Origin of the sequence: Pseudoalteromonas sp. UBA6610 (assembly GCF_002433295.1) — a bacterium.
Lineage (GTDB): Bacteria > Pseudomonadota > Gammaproteobacteria > Enterobacterales > Alteromonadaceae > Pseudoalteromonas > Pseudoalteromonas atlantica.
This window is the reverse complement of the sequence record NZ_DJHW01000017.1, coordinates 75,097-99,341: the sequence shown is the minus strand read 5'-3', so window position 1 is coordinate 99,341 and position 24,245 is coordinate 75,097. Positions and strand designations below refer to the sequence as shown.

The following is a 24,245-nucleotide window of genomic DNA, read 5'->3' as shown; positions in this document are numbered from 1 at the left end:
TGGGATTGATATACTGCTGCGCAAATAGGAAATAGAGAATGCAATGAGCAACAAACGACTTTTATTTATACCCGTATCATCGCCACAAGGAATAGGTGAATACATGCGCTCGTTGCTGCTAGCCCAAAGCCTTGAAAGTGAATGTCTAGATTCACTGACCATCCATTTTGTTTTAAATAAGCACGCGAACTACGCTAAAAACTGCCCATATGATACCACCTTGCTTGAGCGCTCTGCGACTAAAGAGCGCGATAAAGTGTGTGAAGTTATAGCCGATTTTAAACCTGACATTGTAATATTTGATTGTGCAGGGCGCGCTGCTCACATGAAAGCTGCAAAAAAAGTGGGTGCCAAAGTGGTATTTATTTCTCAGCATGCGAAAAAGCGAGCGAAAGGTTTAAAACTTAACCGTATCAACCTAATTGATAGCCATTGGGTGGTACAGCCCGATTACTGCATTGAACCGCTGAGCTGGGCTGAAAAAGCTAAAATAGATATGTTTTCTTTGGCTATGCCTAAAAATGTGGGCCCTTACATAGCGTTTTCATCAGCGTGCGATACCAAACAGGTATTAAAAAAGTATCAGCTTGATGAACAAGGCTACTTTATTGTGAGTGCAGGCTCTGGCGGTCATGTACTAGATAATCAAAACTGTGCAGATGTATTTTTTGCTGCCGCAGAGCAAATTTCATTGCAAACAGGGTTAAAGGCGGTGGTGGTATTTGGCCCTAATTATAATAAAGCGTTGCCAGTATCAAATACGGTTATAAATTTGGATACGTTAGAAAATAGTGAGTTTTTGTCGCTTATGGAGCAAGCTAAATTTGCGTTGTTAAGTGCTGGCGACACGCTATTGCAGGCGGTTGCTGTTAAAACGCCTGCTGTGGCATGTGCTATTTCAAAAGATCAAATACAGCGCCTAGCAAGTTGCGCCACAACTGGCGTGGTAATTAAAGCAAACTTTGAGATTGAAGACATAGTAAATAAAGCCAGCGCTTTACTAATAGAGCCGCATTTTAACCAGCTACTAGAAAAATATTCTTTGCTTGAAAGCGCACATAGCTATGAAGAAATAACGCAAGGGGTTAAAAGCATGCTGATGGTTGCCGATAGATGAATATAGTGATTGTAATAGACTCGTTAGCGGGTGGCGGCGCCGAAAAAGTGATGCTAACCCTTGCTCAGCAGCTAGTAAAAACGCATAGCGTTACTATTTTATCGTTGGCTAATAAATATGAGTACACGATCCCTGCGAATATAAAGGTTGAAAGTTTATTCAGTGATAAAGCCACTAAAGTGGATCGCTTTTGGAAAATAAACAAAAGTGTAGCAAAACTAGAGGCGTGGTTTAATAACAAACAAAAACAAACTGGCCCCATAGATTTAGTACTTAGCAATTTAGATAGAAGCAATAACTTATTGGCTAAAAGCCAGATTAAAAATGTTCACTTTGTTATGCATAACTCTGTTAATGCAGAGCTAGCTAGGCAAAAAAAGCTAGGCCCGTTTTCTTATTACTATCTTAAAAAGTCAAAGCAAAACTTAAACGGAAAATCCTTGGTGTGCGTGTCTAAAGGGGTAGAGCAAGAAATTACCCAAGGGCATTTAATTAGCCCAAGCGCCATCACAACTATTTATAATCCCTTTAATTTAGCAGATATAAAGCGGCTCTCAAATGAGGTTAATACGCGAATTCCACAATCGCCGTATGTTATTCATGTAGGGCGGTTAGCTAAACAAAAGCGCCACGATATTTTATTTGCGGCATTTGCAAAGCTTGATAAAAAATACAAATTAGTCCTTTTATGCAATAAGCCTAGCAAAGCATTTAAGCTTGCAAAAACGTATGGCATTGAGGGACAACTTATAGTGCCAGGGTTTGAACAAAATCCGTATAACTGGATTAAGCAGGCTGAGGCATTAGTATTAAGCTCTGATTTTGAAGGGCTCCCTACAGTGTTAATTGAAGCATTAGCTGTTGGGACGCCTGTAGTAAGTACTAACTGTACGTTTGGACCGAGCGAAATTTTAACAAACAACTTGGCTAAATATTTAGCGCCTGTAGGGCATAGCGATGAGCTAGCGGCTAAAATTGAGCTGGTTTTAAACACTAAGCCTAATGTAGATAATGCCGACATTTTACAAAAGGTAACGGCTGAACAGGTTGCTAAGCAATACCTAGCTTTGTGATGTTAATTGCCCTTTATAAATAGCCAATAAAGTTTGCCAGTCATTACTTTGCCAATAAAAAGCGTTGTTACGTCCTTGCTCTTTTAAAAATGAGCGCTCTAAACGTGCCATATTACTTTGTTGCCATTGCTTGTTAGGTGGTTTTATTTCGCCGCGATCAAAGTCGATAATATAAACCTCGCCCGTTTCATTAAATAAAATATTATTTATATTCAAATCAGCGTGGTACACACCTTTTGAGTGAAATAGCGCAACAGTATTGGCAATGCGCTTGAGCTCATCTTCTGTTAGTGGGCGTTCAATTAAAATATCAAGCAGGCTTTTAGCCCCTTTTACAGCCTCTGTAATTATATCGCCACGATAAATTAAGCCAGCGGTTGTTACCTTGGCGGCAATGGGTTTTGGCACATTTAAGCCAAGCTCAATAAGCCTTATCATTAAGCTGAACTCTTTATACACACGGGTGTTTTTAAGCCCAGGGTAGAGGTACTGATCGCTTAACAACTTGCCAACTAAACCGCCACGCCAATAGTGCCTAAGTACAGCGGTTAAATCATCGTGTTTAAAAAACCAGGCTGTGGCGCGGCCTTTTTTAGCACCGACTATTTTATTTTGCTGTTGCCAATAATCTGCATCAAACCAGTTTAAATCAACCTCGTTAAAATAATCTGGGTGGCTTAAAATAGTGTGCTTACCTTGCGTTAGTGTTTTAAACATAGCTCGTTAAAATAATTCAATAATGCGTGTATATTAACGTGTTTTATAGCGCAGCATAAGTGCTTGCATTAGTGCGAGTATAATTTAAGATCGCAGTCTATTATTTAAAGCCAAAGTGGAACGCGTGACTCAAGTGCCTAATTACTCCTCAATTTGTATTTTAAGACTCTCTGCCATTGGTGATGTGTGTCATGCCGTTAGTGCTGTACAAGCCATTCAAAAAGCACACCCCAATGCAAAAATAACGTGGGTAATGGGTAAAATAGAAGCCATGTTACTTGCCGATTTACCTGGGGTTGAGCTGGTGGTTTTTGATAAAAAACAAGGTAAGGATGCACTTAAAAAGTTAACACATTCTTTTAAAGGGCAGCAGTTTGATGTGCTGCTTAATATGCAAGTCGCATTAAGAGCTGGCTTTGTTGCGCGCTGTATTCCGGCTAAAGTAAAAATAGGCTTTGATTGGGCACGTTCAAAAGAATTACATAGCTTGTTTATAAATAAACGAATAGCCCCACAAAAAGAAGCGCATGTGCTAGAGGGATTTAAAGGCTTTGCGGGCGCCATTGGAGTTAAAGACTATTCACCTACCTGGGATATGCCTTATACCTTAGCGGATGAGAACAAAGCAGATGCATTATTAGGGCCTGCATATTTGGCAAATAAGTTATTGGTAATATCTCCTGCGGCCAGTAAAGCACAGCGAAACTGGTTGCCAGAGCGCTACGCTGCCCTTGCTGATTACGCGCATGAGCAAGGCTTTAACGTGGTACTAACGGGCGGCCCAACTGAGCTTGAGATTAATTTAGCTAATCAAATTATAAAACACAGTCACTGCACTATTTTAAACTTAGTCGGTAAAACAAAACTTAAAGAGCTGCTATGTGTACTTAAGCGCGCTGATTTAGTTTTAGCCCCCGATACCGGCCCTGCACATATGGCGGTAACGGTAGGTACGCCGGTTATTGGTTTATATGCGCATTCTAATCCTGCACGTACAGGGCCTTATTTATATCAAGACTACGTAGTTGAGGTGTATCATCAAAATCTGCTAAAGCAAACGGGTAAAACAGCTCAACAATTGCCTTGGGGTACGCGCGTTAAGGGAGATGACCTTATGAGCCAAATAAGCTTAGACAGTGTTAAAGCTATGTTTGATCATGTGGTACAAAAAGAGTCTATAAAATGAGTGTAACAGAAAAAACCAAAGCACTTTTTTTAGACCGAGATGGCGTGGTAAATATTGATCATGGCTATGTGTATCAAAGTGAAAAATTTGAATTTATAGACGGTGTGTTTAGTACCTGTAAAACATTTTATGATGCAGGTTATAAAATTATCATAGTAACTAATCAATCGGGAATAGGGCGAGGTTACTACACTGAAGATGACTTTTTAGCTTTAACTCAGTGGATGAAAACACAATTTAGTAAGCACAATATTAAAATTACAGATGTGTATTTTTGCCCGCACCATCCCAAAAAAGCGATAGCGCAATATTTAAAACAGTGCCAGTGTAGAAAGCCAGCTCCAGGTATGCTGTTACAAGCTATGCAAGAGCATAATATTGACCCTTCGAGCAGTGTTATGGTGGGTGATAAACTTAGCGATATGCAAGCAGCACAAAAAGCGGCTATTAGCACGCGAGTGCTAGTTCGCTCTGGCCAACAATTTGACGAAACCGCTAAACAATACGCCGATTTAGTGATTGACTCTATTAACGATTTACCAGCACACTACTTGGCATAAAGTGCGTTTATATTTTCGCAACTAAAGTGTTAAGTATTGCTGCCATTACCTGTATTAGCGACGAGCTGCAAACAGTGCATTTTACTTGTTAAACTTTTACAATACACCCCAACATAAACAGTGGCTTTAATGTTGTTGTTTACCCGTTCATTTAATTGGAGACTACAGATGAGAGCATCTGCTTTTTTTAGCCAACTACAAGAGCAAATTGAAGACGTTAAAGCGCAAGGTTTGTATAAAAGTGAGCGTATTATTACCTCGCAGCAACAAGCTCAAATAGAAGTTGCATCTGGCGATAAAGTTATTAATTTTTGTGCTAACAATTACTTAGGCTTAGCAAATAGCCCTGAGCTAATTAAAGCAGCGCAAGGTGGTTTAGATGACCATGGCTTTGGTGTTGCCTCAGTGCGTTTTATTTGTGGCACGCAAGATATTCATAAAACACTTGAGCAAAAAATTAGTGCGTTTTTAGAAACCGAAGATACAATTTTATACTCGTCTTGTTTTGATGCTAACACGGGCCTATTTGAAACTATTTTAGGCGCTGAAGATGCTATTATTTCTGACTCTCTAAATCACGCATCAATTATTGATGGCGTACGCTTATGTAAAGCTAAGCGTTTTCGTTATGCTAATAACGATATGGAGGATCTTGAAAAGCAACTTATTGCAGCTGATGAAGCGGGCGCTAAAACAAAATTAATTGCCACCGATGGCGTGTTTTCGATGGATGGCGTAATTTGTAACCTTGAAGCTGTGTGTGACCTTGCCGATAAGTATGATGCATTAGTGATGGTTGATGACTCACATGCGGTAGGCTTTGTTGGCGAAAACGGTAAAGGCACGCCTGAGTACTGTAATGTGCTTGACCGTGTAGACATTATTACCGGCACGCTAGGTAAAGCGCTGGGCGGTGCATCAGGCGGTTATACATCAGGTAAAAAAGAAATTGTTGAATGGCTACGTCAGCGTTCGCGCCCTTACTTATTCTCAAATTCATTAGCGCCTTCAATTGTAACTGCGTCAATTAAAGTACTCGAAATGCTTGAAAATGGTAGTGAGTTACGCGCTAAACTTTGGTCAAATGCTAAATATTTCCGTGAGCAAATGGAAGCTGCAGGCTTTACGTGTGCGGGTAAAGATCATGCCATTATTCCTGTAATGCTTGGCGATGCTAAAGTTGCTTCATTAATGGCAGACAAGCTACTCGCTGAAGGCATTTATGTAACCGGCTTTTCGTTCCCTGTTGTGCCAAAAGGCCAAGCGCGTATTCGTACACAAATTTCAGCTGCGCACAGTATTGAACAACTAGACACCGCAATTGCTGCCTTTACCCGTATTGGTAAAGAAATGGGCGTTATTTAATTTTTTATAAACCGAAGTATTGCTTCGGTTTTTTAGTTGAGTGTTAACTATGAAAGCCTTATCAAAATTAAAAGCCGAAACCGGCATCTGGATGACCGACGTACCCAAGCCTGAAGTAGGTCATAACGATCTACTTATTAAAATTCGTAAAACCGCGATTTGTGGCACCGACGTTCATATTTATAAATGGGATGAGTGGTCACAAAAAACCATTCCAACCCCTATGGTCGTAGGCCATGAGTACGTGGGTGAAGTGGTTGATATGGGCCAAGAAGTACGTGGCTTTGCAGTAGGTGACCGCGTATCTGGCGAGGGACATATTACGTGTGGGCATTGTCGTAACTGTCGTGCTGGTCGTGTGCATTTGTGCCGAAATACAACGGGTGTAGGCGTTAACCGCGAAGGCGCATTTGCAGAATATTTAGTTATTCCGGCCTTTAATGCGTTTAAAATTCCTGACAATATTTCTGACGAGCTTGCGTCTATTTTTGACCCGTTTGGTAATGCTGTGCACACCGCTTTATCGTTTGATTTAGTGGGCGAAGATGTGCTTATTACAGGGGCAGGACCAATTGGTATTATGGCGGCGGCCGTTGCTAAGCATGTGGGTGCTCGCCATGTTGTGATTACCGATGTTAACGAATACCGTTTGGAGCTTGCGCGTAAAATGGGCGCTACACGTGCCGTAAACGTTGCGAACGATAAGCTTGAAGATGTAATGAATGAGCTAGGTATGACTGAAGGTTTTGATATTGGCCTTGAAATGTCAGGTGTGCCAAGCGCCTTTAATTCTATGTTAAATAACATGAACCATGGTGGAAAAATTGCCATGCTGGGTATTCCGCCATCAGATATGGCCGTAGATTGGAATAAAGTTATATTTAAAGGCTTAGTGATCAAAGGTATATATGGTCGCGAGATGTTCGAAACGTGGTACAAAATGGCAAGCTTGATTCAATCGGGCCTTAATTTAGACCCTATTATTACGCATCAATATTCGGTAGATGACTTCCAAGCTGGCTTTGATATGATGATTTCAGGTCAATCTGGTAAAGTAATTTTAAACTGGGAATAGTTTAAAGTTTGCATACAGAGGCGGCTTTAGCCGCCTTTTTATTATATTTTTAAAAGAGATTTCAATGGCATTTAAACATATATCTATAGCACAAACGCACGAACTGCTTGATAAAGAAGATGTAGTGATCGCAGATATACGCGATCCTAACTCGTACCAAGCAGGGCATATTCCTGGCTCAGAAGCGCTTTCAAATGCCAATATAGCTCAGTTTATGATGGAAAAAGAGTTCGATCAGCCTATTATTATTGTTTGCTACCACGGCATGAGCTCACAAGGTGCGGCTAGTTATTTAGTAGAGCAGGGCTTTGAAGATGTATATAGCATGGATGGTGGCTTTACAGCTTGGGAAGCGGCTTACAGCGAGAAAGTGGAACGATGATTGAGCTAGGTAGTTTAAATAATCCTCGTGCCGCACAGGGCTTTATAGATTATTTAAAAAGCCAAGGCTTAGAAGGGCAACTGCGCAGTGCTGATGGCAGTAATGTTATTATTTGTGTCGCGGGCGAGCACTTTCATCAAGTGCAACCTCTGTGGGCTGAATTTGTACAAAACCCCAATCATGAGCGTTATCAACAAGCCTCTTGGGATGTTGGCAGTACACAATCTGGCTTAACGTATCAGGGACAGTCGCTTAATTTAGTGGCGCGCTTTAAAGCACTAAGCTGGCTAAATCAAACCGTAAGTATTGTAAGCGTTGCTATTTACTTTGCATTTTTATTGGGTGGCTTTGAGCAAATTTATACTGCTTTGCAGTTTAACCCGACCCAACCACTTAACTGGTTAACGCCAGCACTTGTTCATTTTAGCGCAATGCACATTGTATTTAACCTAATTTGGTGGATGTCGTTAGGTGATAATATTGAAAAGCAATGCGGCAAGCTGAGTTTAGTTGGGCTATTTGTGGTTACTGCACTTATTAGTAACTGGGCTCAGTTTTTAATTGTGGGGCCTAACTTTGGCGGCTTAAGTGGTGTTGTGTATGGTTTATTGGGTTTTTGTTGGATCCACAGCTATTTAAATCCTAAGCAGCCTGCGCTAGTAAGCACTGCCATTATTGGCTTTATGTTAATTTGGCTGGTACTTGGTTTTGCTGATGTGTTGTTTGTTGGTATGGCTAATTGGGCGCATTTAGGTGGGCTTTTAAGCGGCATGGCTTATGCCGTAACCGCTAATTTATTTAATGCTAAAAAAGCGTAAGCTTAGTGGTATAAATACTTAGTAAATAATACTTCACGAATAATCTCTTGGCCTGTTTCTTCTTTTAACAGGCTTTTTAATTTTTCGGCACACTTTGCTCTAATTTCTTCACGCCCAGTAAGCGACTTTATTTTTTCTTCAGGTTCTTTAGATAGTATTTCTACTAACGCATCGCGTAAAAGCGGGGTATGGTGCTCTACAATAGCAATATCTGCATTATTGCTAAGCATTAAATCTATAGTCACGCGTACATAGCCCATTTTTTTACTTGAAGCGCCTATGTAATTGGTAATAATGTCTGGCTCAAAACCAAAATAGCCCACTGTCGATTCCGCTTTTGCCGAAAAGCTAAAACAGTTTAGGATCAGTGCTAAAAAACCTGCGTATACTATTTTTTTCATCTTTAGTGTGTTTCCATTTTCTTAATACAAATAGTTTATACTTAATAGCGCCTAATAAACAGCTCCTGCAATTATTTATCGGCAGTAAAACATCACTTTTTCAAATGCTTTGGCAATGTTATCATCGTCTCGGTTTTAATTTTATTGAGCTATTGTGATTACATTTCCGCTTTCTATATCTGCCAATTGGCAATGTGCTTCTTTGGTAAATAACTTATCTGCGTTAGAGCAAGAGTGGCTATTTGAGCCACATTCATTAACCGCTAAATTAAAAAGTAATGCACAAACTTTTAGTGTAAAAGTGCTTAATGAGCAAACTTTTACCCTAAGCGATGCACAGCAACAACTACTTGGCTCAAATACAAATAAAGCACTTAATCGCGAGGTGCTTTTATTGTGTGACAATACACCCATGGTGTATGCCCAAAGTTGGCTGCCCAGTACACAAACGCAAACAACACTGCATAATATGGGCGCGCGCCCTTTAGGTGATGTTATTTTTCAGCACCCTGAACTTACCCGAAGTAATATTGAAGTAGGGCGCTTTGACTCAGAACATGCGCTGCAGTCACTTGTTAAAGAGTTGAATTTAACTACGCACCCTTTATTAGGTCGTCGTAGTGTGTTTTCTATTAATGATTATCACTTTTTAGTGTGCGAAGTATTTTTACCCGGAGCCTATTTGTACTCATGAAATTAGCCCCTTTGCAATTACAGCATAGCCCTTTTTATATTCAGCTCATGCGCATTGACAAACCTATCGGTACATTACTATTACTGTGGCCTACTTATTGGGCTCTATGGCTTGCAAACGCTGGTATGCCAAGCCTAGTTAACTTTATTGTATTTACCTTAGGCGTAATTGTTATGCGCAGTGCTGGCTGCGTTATTAATGATTTTGCAGATAGAAAAATAGACGGCTCAGTTAAGCGTACAGCAGGGCGGCCTTTGGCCACCGGACAAGTAAGTGCAGGTGAAGCACTGAGTTTATTCATATTACTGATAGTCATTGCTTTTGTATTGGTATTGCTACTTAGCTTCAACACTATTTTATTGTCATTTGGGGCGTTGGCACTGGCATTTTGCTACCCGTTTATGAAACGCTATACACATCTTCCGCAGGTAGTCTTAGGCGCTGCATTTGGTTGGGCAATACCTATGGCATATATGGCATCAATAGACTCATTACCGCTGCAGGCGTGGCTGTTATTTGTTGCAAATATTTGTTGGACGGTAGCGTACGACACTATGTATGCCATGGTCGACAGAGATGACGATTTAAAAATAGGGGTTAAATCTACTGCTATTTTATTTGGTAAATACGACCGTCATATTATATTTTTATTAAACGCTAATTTTATAGCGTTGTTGGCGCTTATTGGCTTAATTAACCAGCTAGGCTTGGCGTTTGTTGCAGGTTTATGTACTGCCGCTGGGTTACTTATTTATCAGCAAGTGCTTATTCATAAACGTGCGCGTGATGCATGTTTTAAAGCGTTTTTAAATAATCACTATGTGGGGTTAGCTATTTTTGTTGGCTTGTTCTTGTCATTTGTATTTGCGCGTTAATTTCATCTCAACGTTATAAATTTAACCTCAACATAGCCACTAGTTGTTGTGGCTATGTTGGTTTTATCGTGGTGGGTCAATTACTCCACTTATTGAGGCGTTTTTTCTAAACCAGCCAGCAATAGAGTAGCGCTCATTAATGGCAGGTAATACCTCATGTGCAAAACGCTCGCTTTCAAACATAACGAGTGTCCCCGCGGTGGGTTTGATTATTATCTCTACTTGCTTACTTTTTGGCTTGTAAATAACAAGCTCGCCGCCTTGCTCGGGCGTATTTAAATAAAGGATTGTTGTAAATACGCGGTTAGATCGCCCTTTAAATGCATCAAAATGCTTTTTATAAAAGTCGCCTTGGGTGTATTTAGCGTAGTGGCACTCATAATCAAATAAGCCCATAAAAAACTGCCGATTAAGTGTGGTTTTTATACTTTCCATTGTTGCTTGATAAGTTAGCTGTGCTTGTGAGCTGCCATCAAACCAATAGGTTTTATCTTTACGAATGGTTTTATCTATTTGTAAGTCATTTAAACGGCCAATACCTGCAGCGCTAAAATGCGGGTTAATACGGTGGCAATCGGTGATTAAACTCTCTACTAGCTCGCTAATAAGTGCGTTAGGAATAACAACATAACCATGGGTTTCTATTGCATCTAAATAAACATCAGAACTAAAAAGTGTGTTCATTTATGTCTGTTGATTAAAAAAGGTGCGACAGTGTAGCCTAAAAAAATTTAATAGCTAGTGGTTTTTGCTCCGCTATTTAAGCAAATAAAAACCTAACGCGTAAGCATAAAAACTAAAAGGGCTTTTTAGGTTAAGCTGCTGTGCTGCAGGTTTTGGTAACAAGAAGAGTAAATCAGTAAGGGCTATCTAAATTGGTTGCCCTTAAAAGGTTTAAGGGCAATGCGGTATGCTATTTTTATATTGGCTTAAGTAATAGTCGTAGATGCTTTTTTGATAAGAGATAATAAATGGTCAATGTGTTCGCCAACTGCTGCTTGTTGGCTTGTTTGTATAACAAGTTGTTCGTGACTTAAGTCTTTATTTGTTTTTAGCTGTACAAGCTCTGTGTGCTCTGCAAGAGTGCTCGCGTGTTCAATACTTGCAATAGCAAAGTGATCTGATTTAACCAGCCCTGACATTACTTGCTCAATGCTGCCTACCTTAATGCTAGCCGATTTATTGAGCATATCGATGGCTTCGTTAAGCATGCTTTGTACTTGTTTAGACTGAGAAAAACAGCCGTACATAGGGTAGCTATCTAAATCGTGTTTGCTGATATCGCTTTTATTTGCTAACGGATGGTGTTTAGAAACAAACAATACCAATTGGTCTGGCAGGTGTATGTCGCTGCCGATGCTGTTAATTGCCTGCGAATAAACACTAATATCAATCTCGCCCTCTTGTAGTTTGCGTGCAAGTTCGTGCTGCTCTTGCAATTGCATTTCTATTTTAACATGGGGGTATTGTGCTAAAAATTGCCCGCATGAGATAGGTACTACACTGCTGGCTTTGTTGGTATAGCCAATGACTAACTTTTCGTCAGTATTGCCGTTAACCGATTGAGAAATTCGTTTTTTTGTATGCTCAAGTTCGGCAAGGGTGTTTTTGGCGTAATCAAGGAATAGCTCGCCTTCGGGTGTTAACTTTACTGAACGTGTTGAGCGTTTCACCAGTTCGTACCCCATTTCGTCTTCTAGGGTTTGAATGCTGCGCGTTAGCGCTGATGTACTAATTTGAGTTTGTTCGGCTGCTTGTCTGAAGTGGCGTAACACACCAAGCGCTACAAATTGTTCTAACTGTTCAAATCTCACTTTATAGTCCCTTTTTATAAGTAAGTCGCGTGTGCCGCGAACATCAATAATATTAGATTCGAGCTTTCAAAAAGCGAAGCCTAATATGTAACTGTGTTTGCAAATTTATGACATATTTGCCTCAGCATATCCCTCTTTTAGTATTATTTAAAGAGAAGACGCATTTAAAAGTATTACCAATTAGGCTTATTTATAGTGATTTATTACTCTATTTAAAACTAAGCTATGTTAGCAAGTGAGACTAAATACAATGACTTAGGCGCTTTGATGCTTTTAAAAGTAATACTTTAGACATAATTTAGCATTAATTAATAAAAAAGTATGCCAGAAAAAAGGCTATAGGAAAATCCTACGTAGTGATTTGTAATGAAGTGAGGCATAAACGCTTATAGTTTTAGGTTATGCCTTCGCTTTATTCTTGTTTAAGAATTTAGAAAAATAAGCCGCTAAGGCTTACTACTTTTGTTAGTAAAGTTTTTAGTAATGCGGTTACTTAGGGGTTTGTCTTCAATACTTTGTAGCTCTATTTCTATGGCATCGCACGAAATATGAATTTCAAATAACGATGTTAATAACGAAAGGCTTAAGCACGCTAAGCTCACCCCAAACAAAATAATGCCTGTGGTGTTAAATTCTATAAATAAGGCAAACATTGATAGCGTACACAATAAAAAAGAGGCCACCCCATACACTTGCATGGTACGTATTAGCTTAATGCGCTTTCTTAAGTTTGTTATTTGAGCCACAACAACGGGGCGAATAGACTCACCTTCTCGTGAATTTAATTCTCGGATTAATTGCGCTAGTACTAAAAAGCGGTTTGTGTAAGCAAGCAGCAACAGTGAGATTGCTGGAAAAAGTAAACCTGGGGTAGTAAGTGTCATTGTTTTATCCTAAAAAGTTACCTGCTATACACTTTAGTAGAGTATCGTAGGATATTGTAAACACAAAATAATTGAGGTGATAATTGCAAAATATTAATACTCATAATACTCAGCAAGCTTTTCAGTGGGTAACGCTCTACAAAGCTGATAACACATTAGAGGCAAATATAATCAAAGGGCTGTTATTAAGTGCGGGAGTTGAGTGCCAAATTCAAGGTGAAATGCTTCAAGGCGCCTTAGGCGAAATCCCCTTTGAACAAACCCAAGTAAGTGTGCAGGTTTATTCGATAAAAGAGCGCCACGCGCGCGAAATATTGGTAAACTACCAACAAGTAAAACAATCCGCTCCAGATTGGGTATGCCCTAACTGTAATGAGCATAATGGATCAACATTTGATTTTTGTTGGTCATGTGAGACGTTAAGAAATGACAAAAGCGAATAACTTTCAACGTATTAGAGAGCTAAACTACTTACAAAAAGCGGTGTTAGCAAGTGCTTTAATTGAGCGTATGTTACCTAATTATGGTTTATTTAGTGAAGCCACCGGTTTTGGTGATGAAGCCTTATTACGCAGTGCGTTAAATGTTTGCTGGGAAAAAATATTACTACCAAAAAGTAAAATAGATCTCGAAAAACAAGTAGAAAAAATTGAGCCAAATGTACCTGAGCTTGCCGACTTTGATATGTTTGGCACTTACCCCGCAATAGATGCTGCAACGTCGCTTTTGAGCCTAATGCACGGTTTGATGGGGCAAGACGAGCAAGAATTTATAAGTGTTAGTAAAATATCTCAAGCAACAGTGGCGCGTTTTATTGAATACCAAATGACGGTTGAAGGTGAAGTAGCCGACAATAAAGCCGTACGAAAACACCCATTAATGCAATACGAAATTGAAGTGTTGAGTGAGCTAATCGACTTTGTAGAAAATATGGGCCGCGTGACTTCAGAAAACGTTAAGGCTCTTAAAAAGCAGGCCGTTGCAGATGGGCAAACCAATATTGGTTTAGCGTTATAGTTGTAATTATTAACTGTGGTTAATTAATCGCTCTCTAGCAATTTTTAGCGTTTATTACGTTGAACTTAGTAAAAACCTTAGCTAGAGAATGATAAAATAGTTTTAAATATGTGTGTAAATCTCTTAACCACAATGCAGGTTAAGCAGTAAATAAAGGCAGGAGAAGTAAAGTGCGAATTTTAGGCATTGAGTCATCGTGTGATGAAACCGGTATTGCAATTTACGATGATGAAAAAGGCTTATTGGCTCACCAGTTATACAGCCAAGTAAAAGTGCATGCAGATTATGGCGGTGTTGTACCTGAGCTTGCATCGCGCGATCACGTTCGTAAAACCCTGCCACTTATTGACGCTGCGTTTGCTCAAGCCGGTTGTGGCCCTGAAGATTTAGATGGCATTGCATACACCGCAGGCCCTGGATTAGTGGGCGCGTTATTGGTAGGTACCTCTATTGGCCGCTCTTTAGCCTATGGTTGGGATATTCCAGCTGTTGCCGTGCATCATATGGAAGGGCATTTACTTGCTCCTATGCTTGAAGAAAACGTGCCTGAGTTTCCCTTTATTGCTTTGCTAGTGTCGGGCGGCCATACCATGATGGTAAAAGTAGCCGGTATAGGCCAGTACGAAGTATTGGGTGAATCTGTTGATGATGCCGCAGGTGAAGCATTTGATAAAACAGCTAAACTGTTAGGGCTTGATTACCCAGGCGGCCCTCGACTAGCTAAAATGGCTGAGCAAGGTGTTGCAAAACGGTTTGTTTTTCCACGCCCTATGACGGATAAGCCAGGCCTTGATTTTAGCTTTAGTGGCTTAAAAACAGCAGCTTCTATAGCGATTCGCGAAAATGATGATGACGCACAAACCAAAGCAGATATCGCCCATGCGTTTCAAACAGCAGTGATTGATACATTGGTTATTAAGTGTAAGCGTGCTCTTAAACAAACCGGGATAAAACGTTTAGTGATTGCCGGCGGAGTAAGTGCAAATACACAGCTGCGCTTACAGCTTGAGCGTGTTATGCAAGGAATGAAAGGACAGGTTTACTACCCACGTACTGAGTTTTGTACTGATAATGGCGCAATGATTGCCTACGCTGGTATGCAGCGCTTAAAAGCAGGCCAATTTGCCACACTCGACATGAAAACTAAACCGCGTTGGCCAATAGACAGCTTAGAAGCCATTTAGCATCAATAATTATTGATTTTTTTCATTAGTGGGCGCTTTTTTAGCGCCCACTTTTGGTTCTTCACCTTTAAAAAGGCGAATAATATTAGTGCGATGACGAAATATAATTAGTACAGTAATAAAGGTTACCGGTAGGGTGTAAAGCGGTTTAATTAACCACGTATACAGTGGAGCAAGCGACACCGTGACCAAAGCGCCTAATGAAGAAAAGCGCGTAATAGCAACCACAATAATCCAGGTACTTATTAACAGACCCGCCAACGATAAACCAATCGGCAATAAAGAGCCAAATGCAGTAGCTACCGCTTTTCCGCCTTTAAAGCTAAAAAATAGTGGGTACATATGCCCTAAGCACGCGGCAACGGCGACCAAACCAAGCGCTAAAGGCGTTAGGTCTAAAAAATAAGCCCCCCATACGGGGATAGTGCCTTTTAAAATATCAAACACTAATACTAAGCACGCAGGAAAGGCTCCACCTAAACGATACACATTGGTGGCACCTGGGTTATTTGAACCGCTGCTGCGAGGGTCTGGCAGTTTGAATAGCCGAGACACTAATATAGCCGATGAAATCGACCCTAATAAGTAGGCTAAAACAAACAGTAAAATGGCTAACACAAAGTCCCTTATTTTTTAATTGCTATACCCATCGATAGCACTTTTACGCTATTATTGGCGGCACAATTTATCGTGAAAATTATTAACTGCTGTATTTTGCAGTTAATCTAGCTATTTGGCTATTGTAGAAGTAATTTTTACATATTTAAACACTGCTTAAAGCATATACAGTATTAATTTTATCAATGCATTGTATGCTTAGAGAGTGTTTATAGTTATTTGGAGTATCAATGGATAAGGTTTTTATATCTCAACTACACGTCGACACAATTATCGGAGTGTACGACTTTGAAAAAGAAAGTAAACAAAGCCTTTATTTTGATATTGAAATGCTCAGCGATATAAAGCCTGCAGCAGCAAATGATGACATTAATTTAGCACTCGATTATGCAAAAGTAAGCGAGCGAGTGATTGAGCACACTACGGCTAAGCCGGTTGAGTTACTTGAAACCTTAGTAGAGCAACTAGCAACTATTATATTAACCGAATTTAATACACCACAAGTAACAATTAGAGTGAGCAAACCGGCCGCTGTAGCGCAAGCAAACACCGTAGGTGTAGAAATTACACGCACAAAGGCTATGAGCTAAATGGCGCAAATTTATATCAGCTTAGGCTCAAATATAAATAAAGCGCATTATATTCGCTGTGCGCTTGATGCACTTGAGCAACACTTTACAGATATTGTGCATTCATCTGTTTTTGAAAGTGAAGCAGTAGGGTTTAAAGGTAATAACTTTTATAACTCGGTGGTGGCTGCTACCACATCAATGCCGCTTGAGCGTGTATGTAAGTTATTAAAACAAATAGAGCGAGATAACGGGCGTAAAGCGGATGATAAAAAATTTAGCCCCCGTACATTAGATTTAGATCTGCTCTTTTACGATGACGTTGTTTGCGATTCGCCTGCACAATTACCTCGCGATGAAATTACCAAAAACGCTTTTGTACTTCAGCCTCTTTGTGAAGTCGCGCCCAATTTTTATCACCCCGTTGCTAAGCAAACCATTGCTGCGCTATGGAGTGCGTATAACAACCCTCAACAAAAACTATGGAAGGTGGAGTTTTCTAACCCATGAGTATTTTAGAAATAATTATTTTAGCCCTGATACAAGGATTTACTGAGTTTTTACCTATTTCGAGCTCAGCTCACTTAATTTTACCTTCGCAAATTTTGGGATGGGAAGACCAAGGCCTTGCTTTTGATGTGGCTGTGCATGTTGGTACGTTAATAGCGGTTGTTATTTATTTTCGTAAAGAAGTGGCTGATATTCTTAGCGCCTGGTTTAAATCGTTTGGCGCCCAAGGCACCACCGACGACAGTAAACTTGGCTGGTGGATTATATTGGGCACTGTACCTGCTGCGTTATTAGGCTTATTGCTAAAAGACGTTGTTGAGCTGTACCTGCGCAGTGCCTGGGTTATAGCAGCTACGACTATTATTTTTGGTTTATTACTTTGGTACGCCGATGCCAAAGGTAAGCAAATGAAAACAATTTATCAGCTTAACTGGAAAACAGCGCTGCTTATTGGCTTTGCTCAAGCGGTGGCTATGATCCCAGGTACCTCTCGCTCTGGCATTACCATGACAGCAGGTTTATTGCTGGGCATGAACAAACAAAGCGCAGCGCGTTTTTCGTTTTTACTCGCTATACCTATTATTTCTATGATGGGCCTTTACTACACGATAGAGCTGGCTTTAGGCGATCATGTGGTTGATTGGAGCACATTAATTTTAGGTGTAGTCCTTTCGTTTTTATCGGCGTACGCCTGTATTTTCATGTTTTTAAAAGTGATAGAACGAATGGGCATGCTGCCGTTTGTAATTTACAGACTTTTACTTGGCGTTGGCTTAATTGTATTTTTAACGCTGTAATTTAGCTTATTACCAGCAAGCCCTCTTACTTAGGTAAGAGGGCTTTTTTATTTTATTAACGCTGTTTTAGCATCAGTGAATTGACGATACGCGCATAGTCACGAAGCCTAAAATTTGGCATTATAGCGCCATTAAACTTCACAGACGTGCGAAGTACGAAAGGATTTAAAAAGTTATGCATATTCATATATTAGGCATTTGCGGCACCTTTATGGGCGGTATAGCGGCCATTGCTAAATCGCTTGGCCATAAAGTGACGGGCTCTGATCAAAATGTTTACCCGCCGATGAGCACTCAACTTGAGCAGCTGGGCATTGAGCTAACCCAAGGTTACGACGTAAAACAGTTAGAGCCAAAGCCAGATATGGTGGTTATTGGTAATGCCATGAGCCGAGGTAACCCCTGTGTAGAGTATGTGTTAGATAAGGGCTTGCCGTATACATCGGGGCCAGAGTGGCTTAAACATAACCTATTGCAAAATGCTTGGGTGCTTGCGGTGGCAGGCACGCATGGCAAAACCACCACAGCAAGTATGCTGGCGTGGATTTTAGAGTATGCAGGTTTAAAACCCGGGTTTTTAATTGGTGGCATAGTTCAAAACTTTGGTGTGTCAGCGAAAGTGGGCGAAACCCCGTTTTTTGTAATAGAAGCGGATGAATACGATACCGCTTTTTTTGATAAGCGCAGCAAGTTTGTGCATTACTTACCACGTACGCTCATTTTAAATAACCTTGAGTTTGACCACGCCGATATTTTTGACGATCTAAACGCAATAAAAAAACAATTTCATCACTTAATGCGTACATTACCTCATACTGGCAAGGTAATTTGGCCAAAAGACGATGTCGCACTTGATGATGTTATTAAGCAAGGGCTCTGGAGCGAAAGTGAAACCCTAAATGGTGATTGGCACTATGACTTGTTAAGCGCTGATGGCAGTCAATTTAATGTGCTTTTAAACAATGAGCTTCAAGGTACGGTTAATTGGCAAGCAATAGGCGAGCATAATGTTAAAAATGCGATTATGGCTATCGCGGCAGCGCGCCACGTAGGTATAGCCGTTGAGCATAGCATTGCAGCGCTTGAAGAGTTTATTAGCCCTAAACGGCGTATGGAGCTTAAAGCCGACATAAATAACATTAAAGTGTACGACGATTTTGCGCACCACCCAACAGCCATTAAAACCACGCTTGCGGGGTTACGTGCAAAAGTGAGTGATGAAAAAATTATTGCTATTTTAGAGCCTCGCTCAAACACCATGAAGATGGGTGTACATCAACATACGCTACTTGCTTCGTTAAGTGATGCCGATGACGTGCTGTTATTTGAGCCCGATAACCTAAATTGGTCTCTTAAATCGCAAGCCGATAATGCCGGTATGCAGTGTTTTAATAGTACGCAAATGATTATTGACACTGTGCTTGAAAATATCATGCCAAATCAGCACATATTAATTATGAGCAATGGCGGTTTTAATGGCTTACATCAACACTTAGTTGATGGTTTAGCTAAAAAATACAGCGGAGAATAATGTGCAGTTTAAAGATAAAATTACACTGGCGTTGAGTGGTGCTTCAGGCGCGCCTTACGGTTTAAGATTGCTTGAAGCATTACTCGCGCAGCAATTTCAAGTGTATGTACTTATATCAAGTGCTGCGCGCGTGGTGCTTGATACAGAGTCAAACATTAAACTCTCAGCTAATGAAGATAAAGCAACCGAGCAGTTAAGCGCTTTATTTAATGCCAAGCCAGAGCAGTTAAAAGTATTTGGTAAAGATAACTGGTTTAGCCCTGTAGCTTCAGGCTCTGCGGCGCCTAAAAAAATGGTAGTATGCCCGTGCAGTGCAGGGTCTGTGTCTGCTATTGCGCTCGGAGCATCAGATAACCTACTCGAGCGTGCAGCCGATGTGGTTATTAAAGAGCGAGGGCAATTAATTTTAGTGCCACGCGAAACGCCCTTTAGCGAAATTCACCTTGAGAATATGTTAAAGCTTGCGCGTTTAGGGGTCACTATTATGCCCGCTGCGCCTGGTTTTTATCACAAGCCACAACGTATTGAAGACTTAGTTGATTTTATGGTGGCGCGAATTTTAGATCATCTAAACATTGAACATAACCTAACTAAACGTTGGGGTTATGGTGAGGGTAAATAATGAATAAGCAAAATGTTGCTTTAAATATAGAAGGCCTGACCAAGGTTTATAAAAACGGTGTAGAGGCCGTGAAAGGTGTTGATTTACAAGTTTTTGAAGGCGACTTTTTTGCCTTACTTGGCCCAAATGGCGCCGGTAAGTCGACCACTATTGGTGTTATATCGTCCTTGGTAAATAAAACACAAGGTAAGGTGGAAGTGTTTGGTCACAACATCGATACTGACCTTGAAGCTGCTAAAGCGCATTTAGGCCTTGTGCCACAAGAGTTTAACTTTAGTCAGTTTGAAACGCTTGGCCAAATATTGGTAAATCAAGCAGGCTACTACGGTGTTACCCGCGCAGAAGCGCATAAGCGTGCCGATAAATATTTAACTCAGCTTGGCTTATTAGAAAAAAAAGACAAGCAAGCACGTACGCTTTCTGGGGGTATGAAACGCCGTTTAATGATTGCCCGCGCATTAATGCATGAGCCAAAGCTACTAATATTAGATGAACCCACTGCAGGGGTTGATATAGAGCTGCGCCGCTCAATGTGGGATTTTTTACGCCAAATTAATGAGCAAGGCGTAACGATTATTTTAACCACGCATTACCTTGAAGAAGCTGAGCTTTTATGTAAAAACATCGCCATTATTGATACTGGACGTATTGTTGAAAACACCACTATAAAAGCGTTACTAGCTAAGCTTGATAAAGAAACCTTTGTGCTCGATTTAAAACAGCCAGCACAGCCAGTTACCCTTGAGGGGTACTCGTTTAGCATGCCTGATGAGCACACCATAGAAGTTGAAGTGGCTAAATCTCAAGGGTTAAATGCAGTTTTCAGCGCGCTAACCGAGCAAGGTAACACTGTTTTGAGTATGCGTAATAAAGCAAACAGATTAGAAGAGTTATTTGTAGGATTACTAGAGCAAGGGCGGGGCGAATAAATGTTTAAATATGGCGTAGCCTTAAAGAGTTTATGGATTAAAGAGTGTATTCGTTTTTTACGTATTTGGGTGCAAACCTTAGTACCGCCGGCGATTACGATGAGTTTATACTTTGTTATTTTTGGTAATTTAATTGGCTCACGTATTGGTGAAATGGGTGGTTTTAGCTACATGGAATTTATTGTTCCGGGGCTAATAATGATGTCGGTTATTACCAACTCATATTCTAATGTTGCTTCTAGTTTTTATTCAACCAAGTTTCAAAAAAGCATTGAAGAGCTATTGGTTGCGCCTGTGCCTAATTACATAATTGTACTTGGTTATATGGGCGGCGGTATGACCCGCGGCATGATGGTGGGCTTTATTGTTACCTGTGTATCGCTGTTGTTTGTGGATATTCAAATACACAATATATTTGTAATTATGGCGACGGTAATTTTAACCTCAGCGGTGTTTGCACTAGGTGGTTTAATTAACGCTATTTACGCCAATAGTTTTGACGATATTAGTATTATCCCAACCTTTATTTTAACGCCACTAACATACTTAGGAGGCGTATTTTATTCAATTACGCTACTGCCAGAGTTTTGGCAAAATGTATCGCAAATAAACCCAATTATTTATATGGTTAATGCGTTTCGTTATGGCTTTTTAGGCGTGTCGGATGTTGATTTAAGTGTCGCGCTTGGCGTTATATTAGTATTTATTACGGTGCTATTTACTTTAGCGCTAACGTTAATTAAAAAAGGTGTGGGGCTTAGACATTAATGAGCGATGCAAATTCACGCAGTATTGTATCTAATCAGGCGGGTATACACGAAAAGCTTGATGAAATCGTTAACAAGCATTTAAACGCAGAGTTTAAAAAGCCTATTGCTGAGCACACTCAACAAGCGTTTGATGAAGTCAATGAGCAGGTTCAAGCTTTTAATGGACCGCTTATTATAGACTCATGTTGTGGGGTAGGGGAGAGCTCGGCTAATTTAGCTAAGCGTCACCCAGATGCATTAATTATTGGTATTGATAAATCGTCACATCGCTTAGATAAGCACGATGTTGAATATAAACAAACAGACAGCGGCCAGTACATTTTGGTACAAGCTGACTTAAACGACTTTTGGCGTTTAGCTGTGGCTGCTAATTGGCAGCCTACTCATCATTATTTGCTTTATCCTAACCCATGGCCTAAATCTAAGCATATCCAACGTAGGTGGCACGGCGCGGCTATTTTTCCGTTTATTGTTAAGCTAGGCGGTCGCTTAGAGGTGCGCAGTAATTGGGATATTTATGTAAAAGAGTTTGCCAGAGCGCTTGAGCTAACGGGACACCCGTGTGAGGTGACGCTGTATGAGTCAAACGAAGCGATTACTCCGTTTGAGCGTAAATACTGGGCCAGCGGCCAACAAAGCCATCGTTTAGTGATAGACCTTTAAACGGCCACTTCCTCTTGGCTTGATGAGTTAACATGTGGTGCTGGGTAAGCAAAGTAATTGCCTTGCATCAGCGCCACATCTACATTTTTAAGCGCATTTTCAATACTTACATTTTCTACCGACTCTGCCATGAGCGTTAAACCAAGTTGCTTTGCAGCATGAACTGTATGCTCAATAAATAAGGCTATATTTTCATCACTTACTGCTTGTTTTACTAATGCGCCGTCGAGTTTTATACCGTTTACTTCAAGCTTTAGCGCATTCGAAATATTTGAATAACCACTACCAAAACCAGTAATAATGACATTCACCCCTTTGGTTTTTACCATAGAAATAAACGTTTTAACCTCTAAAAAATTAGTAATAGCGTGTGACTCTAAAAGGCCAAGCGTTATGTTTTCTGGGTGCGGGTAGCGCTTGAGCTCGTTAGCAATGTATTCACTCAAACTAGGGTCGAGTATATCTTTATCGCTGATATTTAAGCTCCAGCAAATATCCGTTTTTCTAAACCGCTCTATACATTGGCTAAATAGCGTGCGCGTTAGTAGTCCGCCCATTCTTGAGCGGCTCACTACATTTAAAAATGAGTCGGGTTTTAAAATTTCGCCATTTTTAGTCACCATTCTGGCTAAGCATTCGTAATGTACAACTTCATTATTGGTGGTGTTAAACATAGCTTGAAAATAAGGCACTATGCGGTTGTTATCAAATGCTTCTTGAACCTCTTTGGCAAGGCTTACATTGTATTGATACTGGTTTTTTACATCGCTCATTACTTTTGAGTAGCTAACAACCTTACCGCGGCCGTGTTTAGCCTGAAGCGTTGCAATGTGCGCGTTTTCAATCAGTAGTGATTTATTACAACTGGCGATACCTGCGCAGTAAGTTATATAAATAAATGGGTTTGTTAATACCGGGCTGTTTGCGTTATACGACTCAACTAAATCGCTCAGTTCGCTGCTTTTAAAGCTTTTAGGGGTAAGCACGGCAATTTTATTGGTAGCAAGGCGATACACCTTACAGCTTTGCGGGCTGCGGCTTTGATAATGGCTGAGCAAGTTTTTCATTACGTTGTCGCCAACTTGAGTGCCATAAAAGCTATTAATATCTTCAATTTCGTTCACCCAAATAATGGCAAGCTGCATGTGGTGTGAATTACTCTTTTTGATAAAGTACTCAAGCGCAATATGATTGGCAAAGCCCGTACTGGCATCTGTTGCTAGGGTGCGCTTTAACAAATATATATAAATAGCTGCAACCAGTACCGCAATAAAAAAGAAAAAACACGCCGTTATTATGGCTTTAGTGACGCTGTATTGAAGCTTTTTATTTAAATCATCTAAGGTTATGTCGGCACCCGTAATGTAGGTAGTACCATATTTATCTACAAAGGGAATAAAAACAGTTTTAAAATCACCCCATTGGTCGCTAGATTGTTCAAAAACAGGCTCGGTAGAATAAAACGCGCCCCTGTTAATGTCGGTGGCCTCTGGGTATAAATCAAGAAATTGCGTAACACGTGCGTTTTCTTGATCGTCTTTAGTGTAGCTGGATGAGGTAAAGTAAACTTTGTTATCGCGCATGATCATCGAATAAACGTAAGCTATATCAAGCGCTTACGCAAGCTCTGAGAGTTGTTTGCTTTTAGTTTGGTAAACCGAAAAACCAATATCGTAACCTTGGCTAATTCTATCGTGGTAACTTTGCCCTAAAATATGTTTTACGCTGGTGGCGGCATTTAGAAGGCGCTCATCGACAGCGTGCATTATTTCGCTACGCGCTGAGCTATAGGTGTAATAAACATAGACTAATAAACTGACCAAAAACAATGTAAAGCCAGCTATAAACCACTTCCCTTTTAATTTCCCTGTGAGCATACTTGTCCCTTATTGTTACACATATTAAGTATACGCATAAATGCAATTTGCCCAAAACTAAAATGTGACTTTTTAATAAAATCCTATTATTGAAATTTTTTTACAATATTTGTCATCCGTTTAGTCGCTTTTATGGCTTAAAGGGAGACATTTTACTTATATTGCAGTAAAGTTAGCGCAATTTTTAAAAGAAGCAC

Annotated in this window: 27 protein-coding genes and 1 pseudogene; 21 read left to right on the top strand and 7 right to left on the bottom strand. The window is 40.3% G+C overall.

What is annotated here, in order from left to right; genetic code table 11:
* Window positions 1-43 precede the first annotated feature (43 nt).
* On the top strand, window positions 44-1,117 hold the full coding sequence (locus tag B4F91_RS02205; RefSeq protein ID WP_029773564.1) for a hypothetical protein: 1,074 nt from the start codon (window positions 44-46) through the stop codon (window positions 1,115-1,117).
* Complete coding sequence (locus B4F91_RS02200; protein ID WP_096042153.1) at window positions 1,114-2,190, top strand: glycosyltransferase; 1,077 nt, start codon at window positions 1,114-1,116, stop codon at window positions 2,188-2,190. The genes B4F91_RS02205 and B4F91_RS02200 overlap by 4 nt, the downstream gene beginning before the upstream one ends.
* On the opposite strand, the gene B4F91_RS02195 is transcribed toward B4F91_RS02200, so the two are convergent.
* Window positions 2,179-2,907 (bottom strand): 3-deoxy-D-manno-octulosonic acid kinase, encoded by a 729-nt coding sequence (locus tag B4F91_RS02195; RefSeq protein WP_055252916.1) that lies wholly within the window; start codon window positions 2,905-2,907, stop codon window positions 2,179-2,181. The genes B4F91_RS02200 and B4F91_RS02195 overlap by 12 nt on opposite strands.
* Before the next feature lie 124 nt (window positions 2,908-3,031).
* Between B4F91_RS02195 and B4F91_RS02190 the strand changes: the two genes are divergently transcribed.
* From B4F91_RS02190 to glpG, 6 genes are all read left to right on the top strand, one after another.
* Window positions 3,032-4,093 carry a glycosyltransferase family 9 protein gene (locus B4F91_RS02190; protein ID WP_096042580.1) on the top strand — a complete coding sequence of 354 codons (1,062 nt, stop codon included), beginning with the start codon at window positions 3,032-3,034 and terminating at the stop codon, window positions 4,091-4,093.
* The gene (gmhB, locus tag B4F91_RS02185; RefSeq protein ID WP_055252917.1) at window positions 4,090-4,653 is read left to right on the top strand and encodes a D-glycero-beta-D-manno-heptose 1,7-bisphosphate 7-phosphatase; all 564 of its coding nucleotides are present in this window, start codon (window positions 4,090-4,092) and stop codon (window positions 4,651-4,653) included. The genes B4F91_RS02190 and gmhB overlap by 4 nt, the downstream gene beginning before the upstream one ends.
* A 168-nt stretch (window positions 4,654-4,821) precedes the next feature.
* Window positions 4,822-6,018 (top strand): glycine C-acetyltransferase, encoded by a 1,197-nt coding sequence (locus B4F91_RS02180; RefSeq protein ID WP_096042151.1) that lies wholly within the window; start codon window positions 4,822-4,824, stop codon window positions 6,016-6,018.
* Between the two features lie 49 nt (window positions 6,019-6,067).
* Window positions 6,068-7,093 carry an L-threonine 3-dehydrogenase gene (gene tdh / locus B4F91_RS02175; RefSeq protein ID WP_004588559.1) on the top strand — a complete coding sequence of 342 codons (1,026 nt, stop codon included), beginning with the start codon at window positions 6,068-6,070 and terminating at the stop codon, window positions 7,091-7,093.
* Window positions 7,094-7,157: 64 nt separating this feature from the next.
* Entirely contained in the window at window positions 7,158-7,475 is a 318-nt protein-coding gene (gene glpE / locus B4F91_RS02170; RefSeq protein WP_004588558.1) for a thiosulfate sulfurtransferase GlpE, read from the top strand.
* Window positions 7,472-8,293 (top strand): rhomboid family intramembrane serine protease GlpG, encoded by an 822-nt coding sequence (gene glpG / locus B4F91_RS02165; protein WP_096042150.1) that lies wholly within the window; start codon window positions 7,472-7,474, stop codon window positions 8,291-8,293. The genes glpE and glpG overlap by 4 nt, the downstream gene beginning before the upstream one ends.
* A gap of 2 nt (window positions 8,294-8,295) precedes the next feature.
* On the opposite strand, the gene B4F91_RS02160 is transcribed toward glpG, so the two are convergent.
* A complete protein-coding gene (locus tag B4F91_RS02160) occupies window positions 8,296-8,694 on the bottom strand; it encodes a flagellar basal body-associated protein FliL (protein ID WP_024034357.1) in 399 nt (132 codons plus the stop codon).
* A gap of 154 nt (window positions 8,695-8,848) precedes the next feature.
* Between B4F91_RS02160 and B4F91_RS02155 the strand changes: the two genes are divergently transcribed.
* Both B4F91_RS02155 and ubiA read left to right on the top strand, forming a co-directional pair.
* Window positions 8,849-9,388, top strand: coding sequence for a chorismate--pyruvate lyase family protein (locus tag B4F91_RS02155; protein ID WP_004588555.1), 540 nt, complete (start codon window positions 8,849-8,851; stop codon window positions 9,386-9,388).
* Window positions 9,385-10,263, top strand: coding sequence for a 4-hydroxybenzoate octaprenyltransferase (ubiA, locus tag B4F91_RS02150; protein WP_286937853.1), 879 nt, complete (start codon window positions 9,385-9,387; stop codon window positions 10,261-10,263). Before B4F91_RS02155 ends, ubiA begins: the two co-directional genes overlap by 4 nt.
* A 63-nt stretch (window positions 10,264-10,326) precedes the next feature.
* On the opposite strand, the gene B4F91_RS02145 is transcribed toward ubiA, so the two are convergent.
* The 3 genes from B4F91_RS02145 to B4F91_RS02135 all read right to left on the bottom strand — a co-directional run bounded on the left by B4F91_RS02145 (window position 10,327) and on the right by B4F91_RS02135 (window position 12,961).
* Window positions 10,327-10,947 carry a 2OG-Fe(II) oxygenase gene (locus B4F91_RS02145; protein WP_055252920.1) on the bottom strand — a complete coding sequence of 207 codons (621 nt, stop codon included), beginning with the start codon at window positions 10,945-10,947 and terminating at the stop codon, window positions 10,327-10,329.
* A 245-nt stretch (window positions 10,948-11,192) separates the two neighbouring features.
* Entirely contained in the window at window positions 11,193-12,077 is an 885-nt protein-coding gene (locus tag B4F91_RS02140) for a LysR family transcriptional regulator (RefSeq protein ID WP_004588552.1), read from the bottom strand.
* Window positions 12,078-12,523: 446 nt separating this feature from the next.
* Entirely contained in the window at window positions 12,524-12,961 is a 438-nt protein-coding gene (locus B4F91_RS02135) for a DUF2721 domain-containing protein (protein WP_029773572.1), read from the bottom strand.
* An 83-nt stretch (window positions 12,962-13,044) separates the two neighbouring features.
* Between B4F91_RS02135 and B4F91_RS02130 the strand changes: the two genes are divergently transcribed.
* From B4F91_RS02130 to tsaD, 3 genes are all read left to right on the top strand, one after another.
* Window positions 13,045-13,404 carry a DUF2007 domain-containing protein gene (locus B4F91_RS02130; RefSeq protein ID WP_096042147.1) on the top strand — a complete coding sequence of 120 codons (360 nt, stop codon included), beginning with the start codon at window positions 13,045-13,047 and terminating at the stop codon, window positions 13,402-13,404.
* Window positions 13,388-13,978, top strand: coding sequence for a YjaG family protein (locus B4F91_RS02125; protein ID WP_286937849.1), 591 nt, complete (start codon window positions 13,388-13,390; stop codon window positions 13,976-13,978). The genes B4F91_RS02130 and B4F91_RS02125 overlap by 17 nt, the downstream gene beginning before the upstream one ends.
* Window positions 13,979-14,148: 170 nt before the next feature.
* Window positions 14,149-15,162 (top strand): tRNA (adenosine(37)-N6)-threonylcarbamoyltransferase complex transferase subunit TsaD, encoded by a 1,014-nt coding sequence (gene tsaD / locus B4F91_RS02120; RefSeq protein ID WP_054983164.1) that lies wholly within the window; start codon window positions 14,149-14,151, stop codon window positions 15,160-15,162.
* 9 nt (window positions 15,163-15,171) lie between these two features.
* Here tsaD and plsY read toward each other — a convergent pair whose 3' ends face one another.
* Window positions 15,172-15,780, bottom strand: coding sequence for a glycerol-3-phosphate 1-O-acyltransferase PlsY (gene plsY / locus B4F91_RS02115; protein WP_024034349.1), 609 nt, complete (start codon window positions 15,778-15,780; stop codon window positions 15,172-15,174).
* 230 nt (window positions 15,781-16,010) lie between these two features.
* Here plsY and folB point away from each other — a divergent pair, with 230 nt between their 5' ends.
* The 8 genes from folB to trmB all read left to right on the top strand — a co-directional run bounded on the left by folB (window position 16,011) and on the right by trmB (window position 22,171).
* A complete protein-coding gene (folB, locus tag B4F91_RS02110) occupies window positions 16,011-16,370 on the top strand; it encodes a dihydroneopterin aldolase (protein WP_004588546.1) in 360 nt (119 codons plus the stop codon).
* Window positions 16,371-16,859: a 2-amino-4-hydroxy-6-hydroxymethyldihydropteridine diphosphokinase gene (gene folK / locus B4F91_RS02105; protein ID WP_004588545.1), complete on the top strand. Its 489-nt coding sequence runs from the start codon at window positions 16,371-16,373 to the stop codon at window positions 16,857-16,859. It begins immediately after the preceding gene.
* Window positions 16,856-17,656 (top strand): undecaprenyl-diphosphate phosphatase, encoded by an 801-nt coding sequence (locus tag B4F91_RS02100; protein WP_004588544.1) that lies wholly within the window; start codon window positions 16,856-16,858, stop codon window positions 17,654-17,656. The genes folK and B4F91_RS02100 overlap by 4 nt, the downstream gene beginning before the upstream one ends.
* A 175-nt stretch (window positions 17,657-17,831) precedes the next feature.
* A complete protein-coding gene (gene mpl / locus B4F91_RS02095) occupies window positions 17,832-19,187 on the top strand; it encodes a UDP-N-acetylmuramate:L-alanyl-gamma-D-glutamyl-meso-diaminopimelate ligase (protein ID WP_288635350.1) in 1,356 nt (451 codons plus the stop codon).
* A 1-nt stretch (window position 19,188) separates the two neighbouring features.
* On the top strand, window positions 19,189-19,809 hold the full coding sequence (locus tag B4F91_RS02090; RefSeq protein ID WP_286937607.1) for a flavin prenyltransferase UbiX: 621 nt from the start codon (window positions 19,189-19,191) through the stop codon (window positions 19,807-19,809).
* Window positions 19,809-20,738, top strand: a complete 930-nt coding sequence (locus B4F91_RS02085; RefSeq protein WP_004588541.1) for an ABC transporter ATP-binding protein — start codon at window positions 19,809-19,811, stop codon at window positions 20,736-20,738. The genes B4F91_RS02090 and B4F91_RS02085 overlap by 1 nt, the downstream gene beginning before the upstream one ends.
* A complete protein-coding gene (locus tag B4F91_RS02080; protein ID WP_004588540.1) occupies window positions 20,739-21,506 on the top strand; it encodes an ABC transporter permease in 768 nt (255 codons plus the stop codon). It begins immediately after the preceding gene.
* Window positions 21,506-22,171 (top strand): tRNA (guanine(46)-N(7))-methyltransferase TrmB, encoded by a 666-nt coding sequence (gene trmB / locus B4F91_RS02075; RefSeq protein ID WP_054983169.1) that lies wholly within the window; start codon window positions 21,506-21,508, stop codon window positions 22,169-22,171. Before B4F91_RS02080 ends, trmB begins: the two co-directional genes overlap by 1 nt.
* On the opposite strand, the pseudogene B4F91_RS02070 reads toward trmB, so the two are convergent.
* Window positions 22,168-24,048 (bottom strand): annotated as a pseudogene (locus B4F91_RS02070) (EAL domain-containing protein). The gene trmB and the pseudogene B4F91_RS02070 overlap by 4 nt on opposite strands.
* Window positions 24,049-24,245 lie beyond the last annotated feature (197 nt).

Coding starts and splice junctions, on each gene's coding strand:
- B4F91_RS02160 (WP_024034357.1), bottom strand. CDS start 8,694: ATGAAAAAAATAGTATACGCAGGTTTTTTAGCACTGATCCTAAACTGT.
- B4F91_RS02180 (WP_096042151.1), top strand. CDS start 4,822: ATGAGAGCATCTGCTTTTTTTAGCCAACTACAAGAGCAAATTGAAGAC.
- ubiA (WP_286937853.1), top strand. CDS start 9,385: ATGAAATTAGCCCCTTTGCAATTACAGCATAGCCCTTTTTATATTCAG.
- B4F91_RS02125 (WP_286937849.1), top strand. CDS start 13,388: ATGACAAAAGCGAATAACTTTCAACGTATTAGAGAGCTAAACTACTTA.
- glpE (WP_004588558.1), top strand. CDS start 7,158: ATGGCATTTAAACATATATCTATAGCACAAACGCACGAACTGCTTGAT.
- tdh (WP_004588559.1), top strand. CDS start 6,068: ATGAAAGCCTTATCAAAATTAAAAGCCGAAACCGGCATCTGGATGACC.
- B4F91_RS02100 (WP_004588544.1), top strand. CDS start 16,856: ATGAGTATTTTAGAAATAATTATTTTAGCCCTGATACAAGGATTTACT.
- B4F91_RS02205 (WP_029773564.1), top strand. CDS start 44: ATGAGCAACAAACGACTTTTATTTATACCCGTATCATCGCCACAAGGA.
- B4F91_RS02080 (WP_004588540.1), top strand. CDS start 20,739: ATGTTTAAATATGGCGTAGCCTTAAAGAGTTTATGGATTAAAGAGTGT.
- B4F91_RS02085 (WP_004588541.1), top strand. CDS start 19,809: ATGAATAAGCAAAATGTTGCTTTAAATATAGAAGGCCTGACCAAGGTT.
- mpl (WP_288635350.1), top strand. CDS start 17,832: ATGCATATTCATATATTAGGCATTTGCGGCACCTTTATGGGCGGTATA.
- B4F91_RS02145 (WP_055252920.1), bottom strand. CDS start 10,947: ATGAACACACTTTTTAGTTCTGATGTTTATTTAGATGCAATAGAAACC.
- B4F91_RS02200 (WP_096042153.1), top strand. CDS start 1,114: ATGAATATAGTGATTGTAATAGACTCGTTAGCGGGTGGCGGCGCCGAA.
- gmhB (WP_055252917.1), top strand. CDS start 4,090: ATGAGTGTAACAGAAAAAACCAAAGCACTTTTTTTAGACCGAGATGGC.
- folK (WP_004588545.1), top strand. CDS start 16,371: ATGGCGCAAATTTATATCAGCTTAGGCTCAAATATAAATAAAGCGCAT.
- trmB (WP_054983169.1), top strand. CDS start 21,506: ATGAGCGATGCAAATTCACGCAGTATTGTATCTAATCAGGCGGGTATA.
- B4F91_RS02195 (WP_055252916.1), bottom strand. CDS start 2,907: ATGTTTAAAACACTAACGCAAGGTAAGCACACTATTTTAAGCCACCCA.
- folB (WP_004588546.1), top strand. CDS start 16,011: ATGGATAAGGTTTTTATATCTCAACTACACGTCGACACAATTATCGGA.
- B4F91_RS02135 (WP_029773572.1), bottom strand. CDS start 12,961: ATGACACTTACTACCCCAGGTTTACTTTTTCCAGCAATCTCACTGTTG.
- glpG (WP_096042150.1), top strand. CDS start 7,472: ATGATTGAGCTAGGTAGTTTAAATAATCCTCGTGCCGCACAGGGCTTT.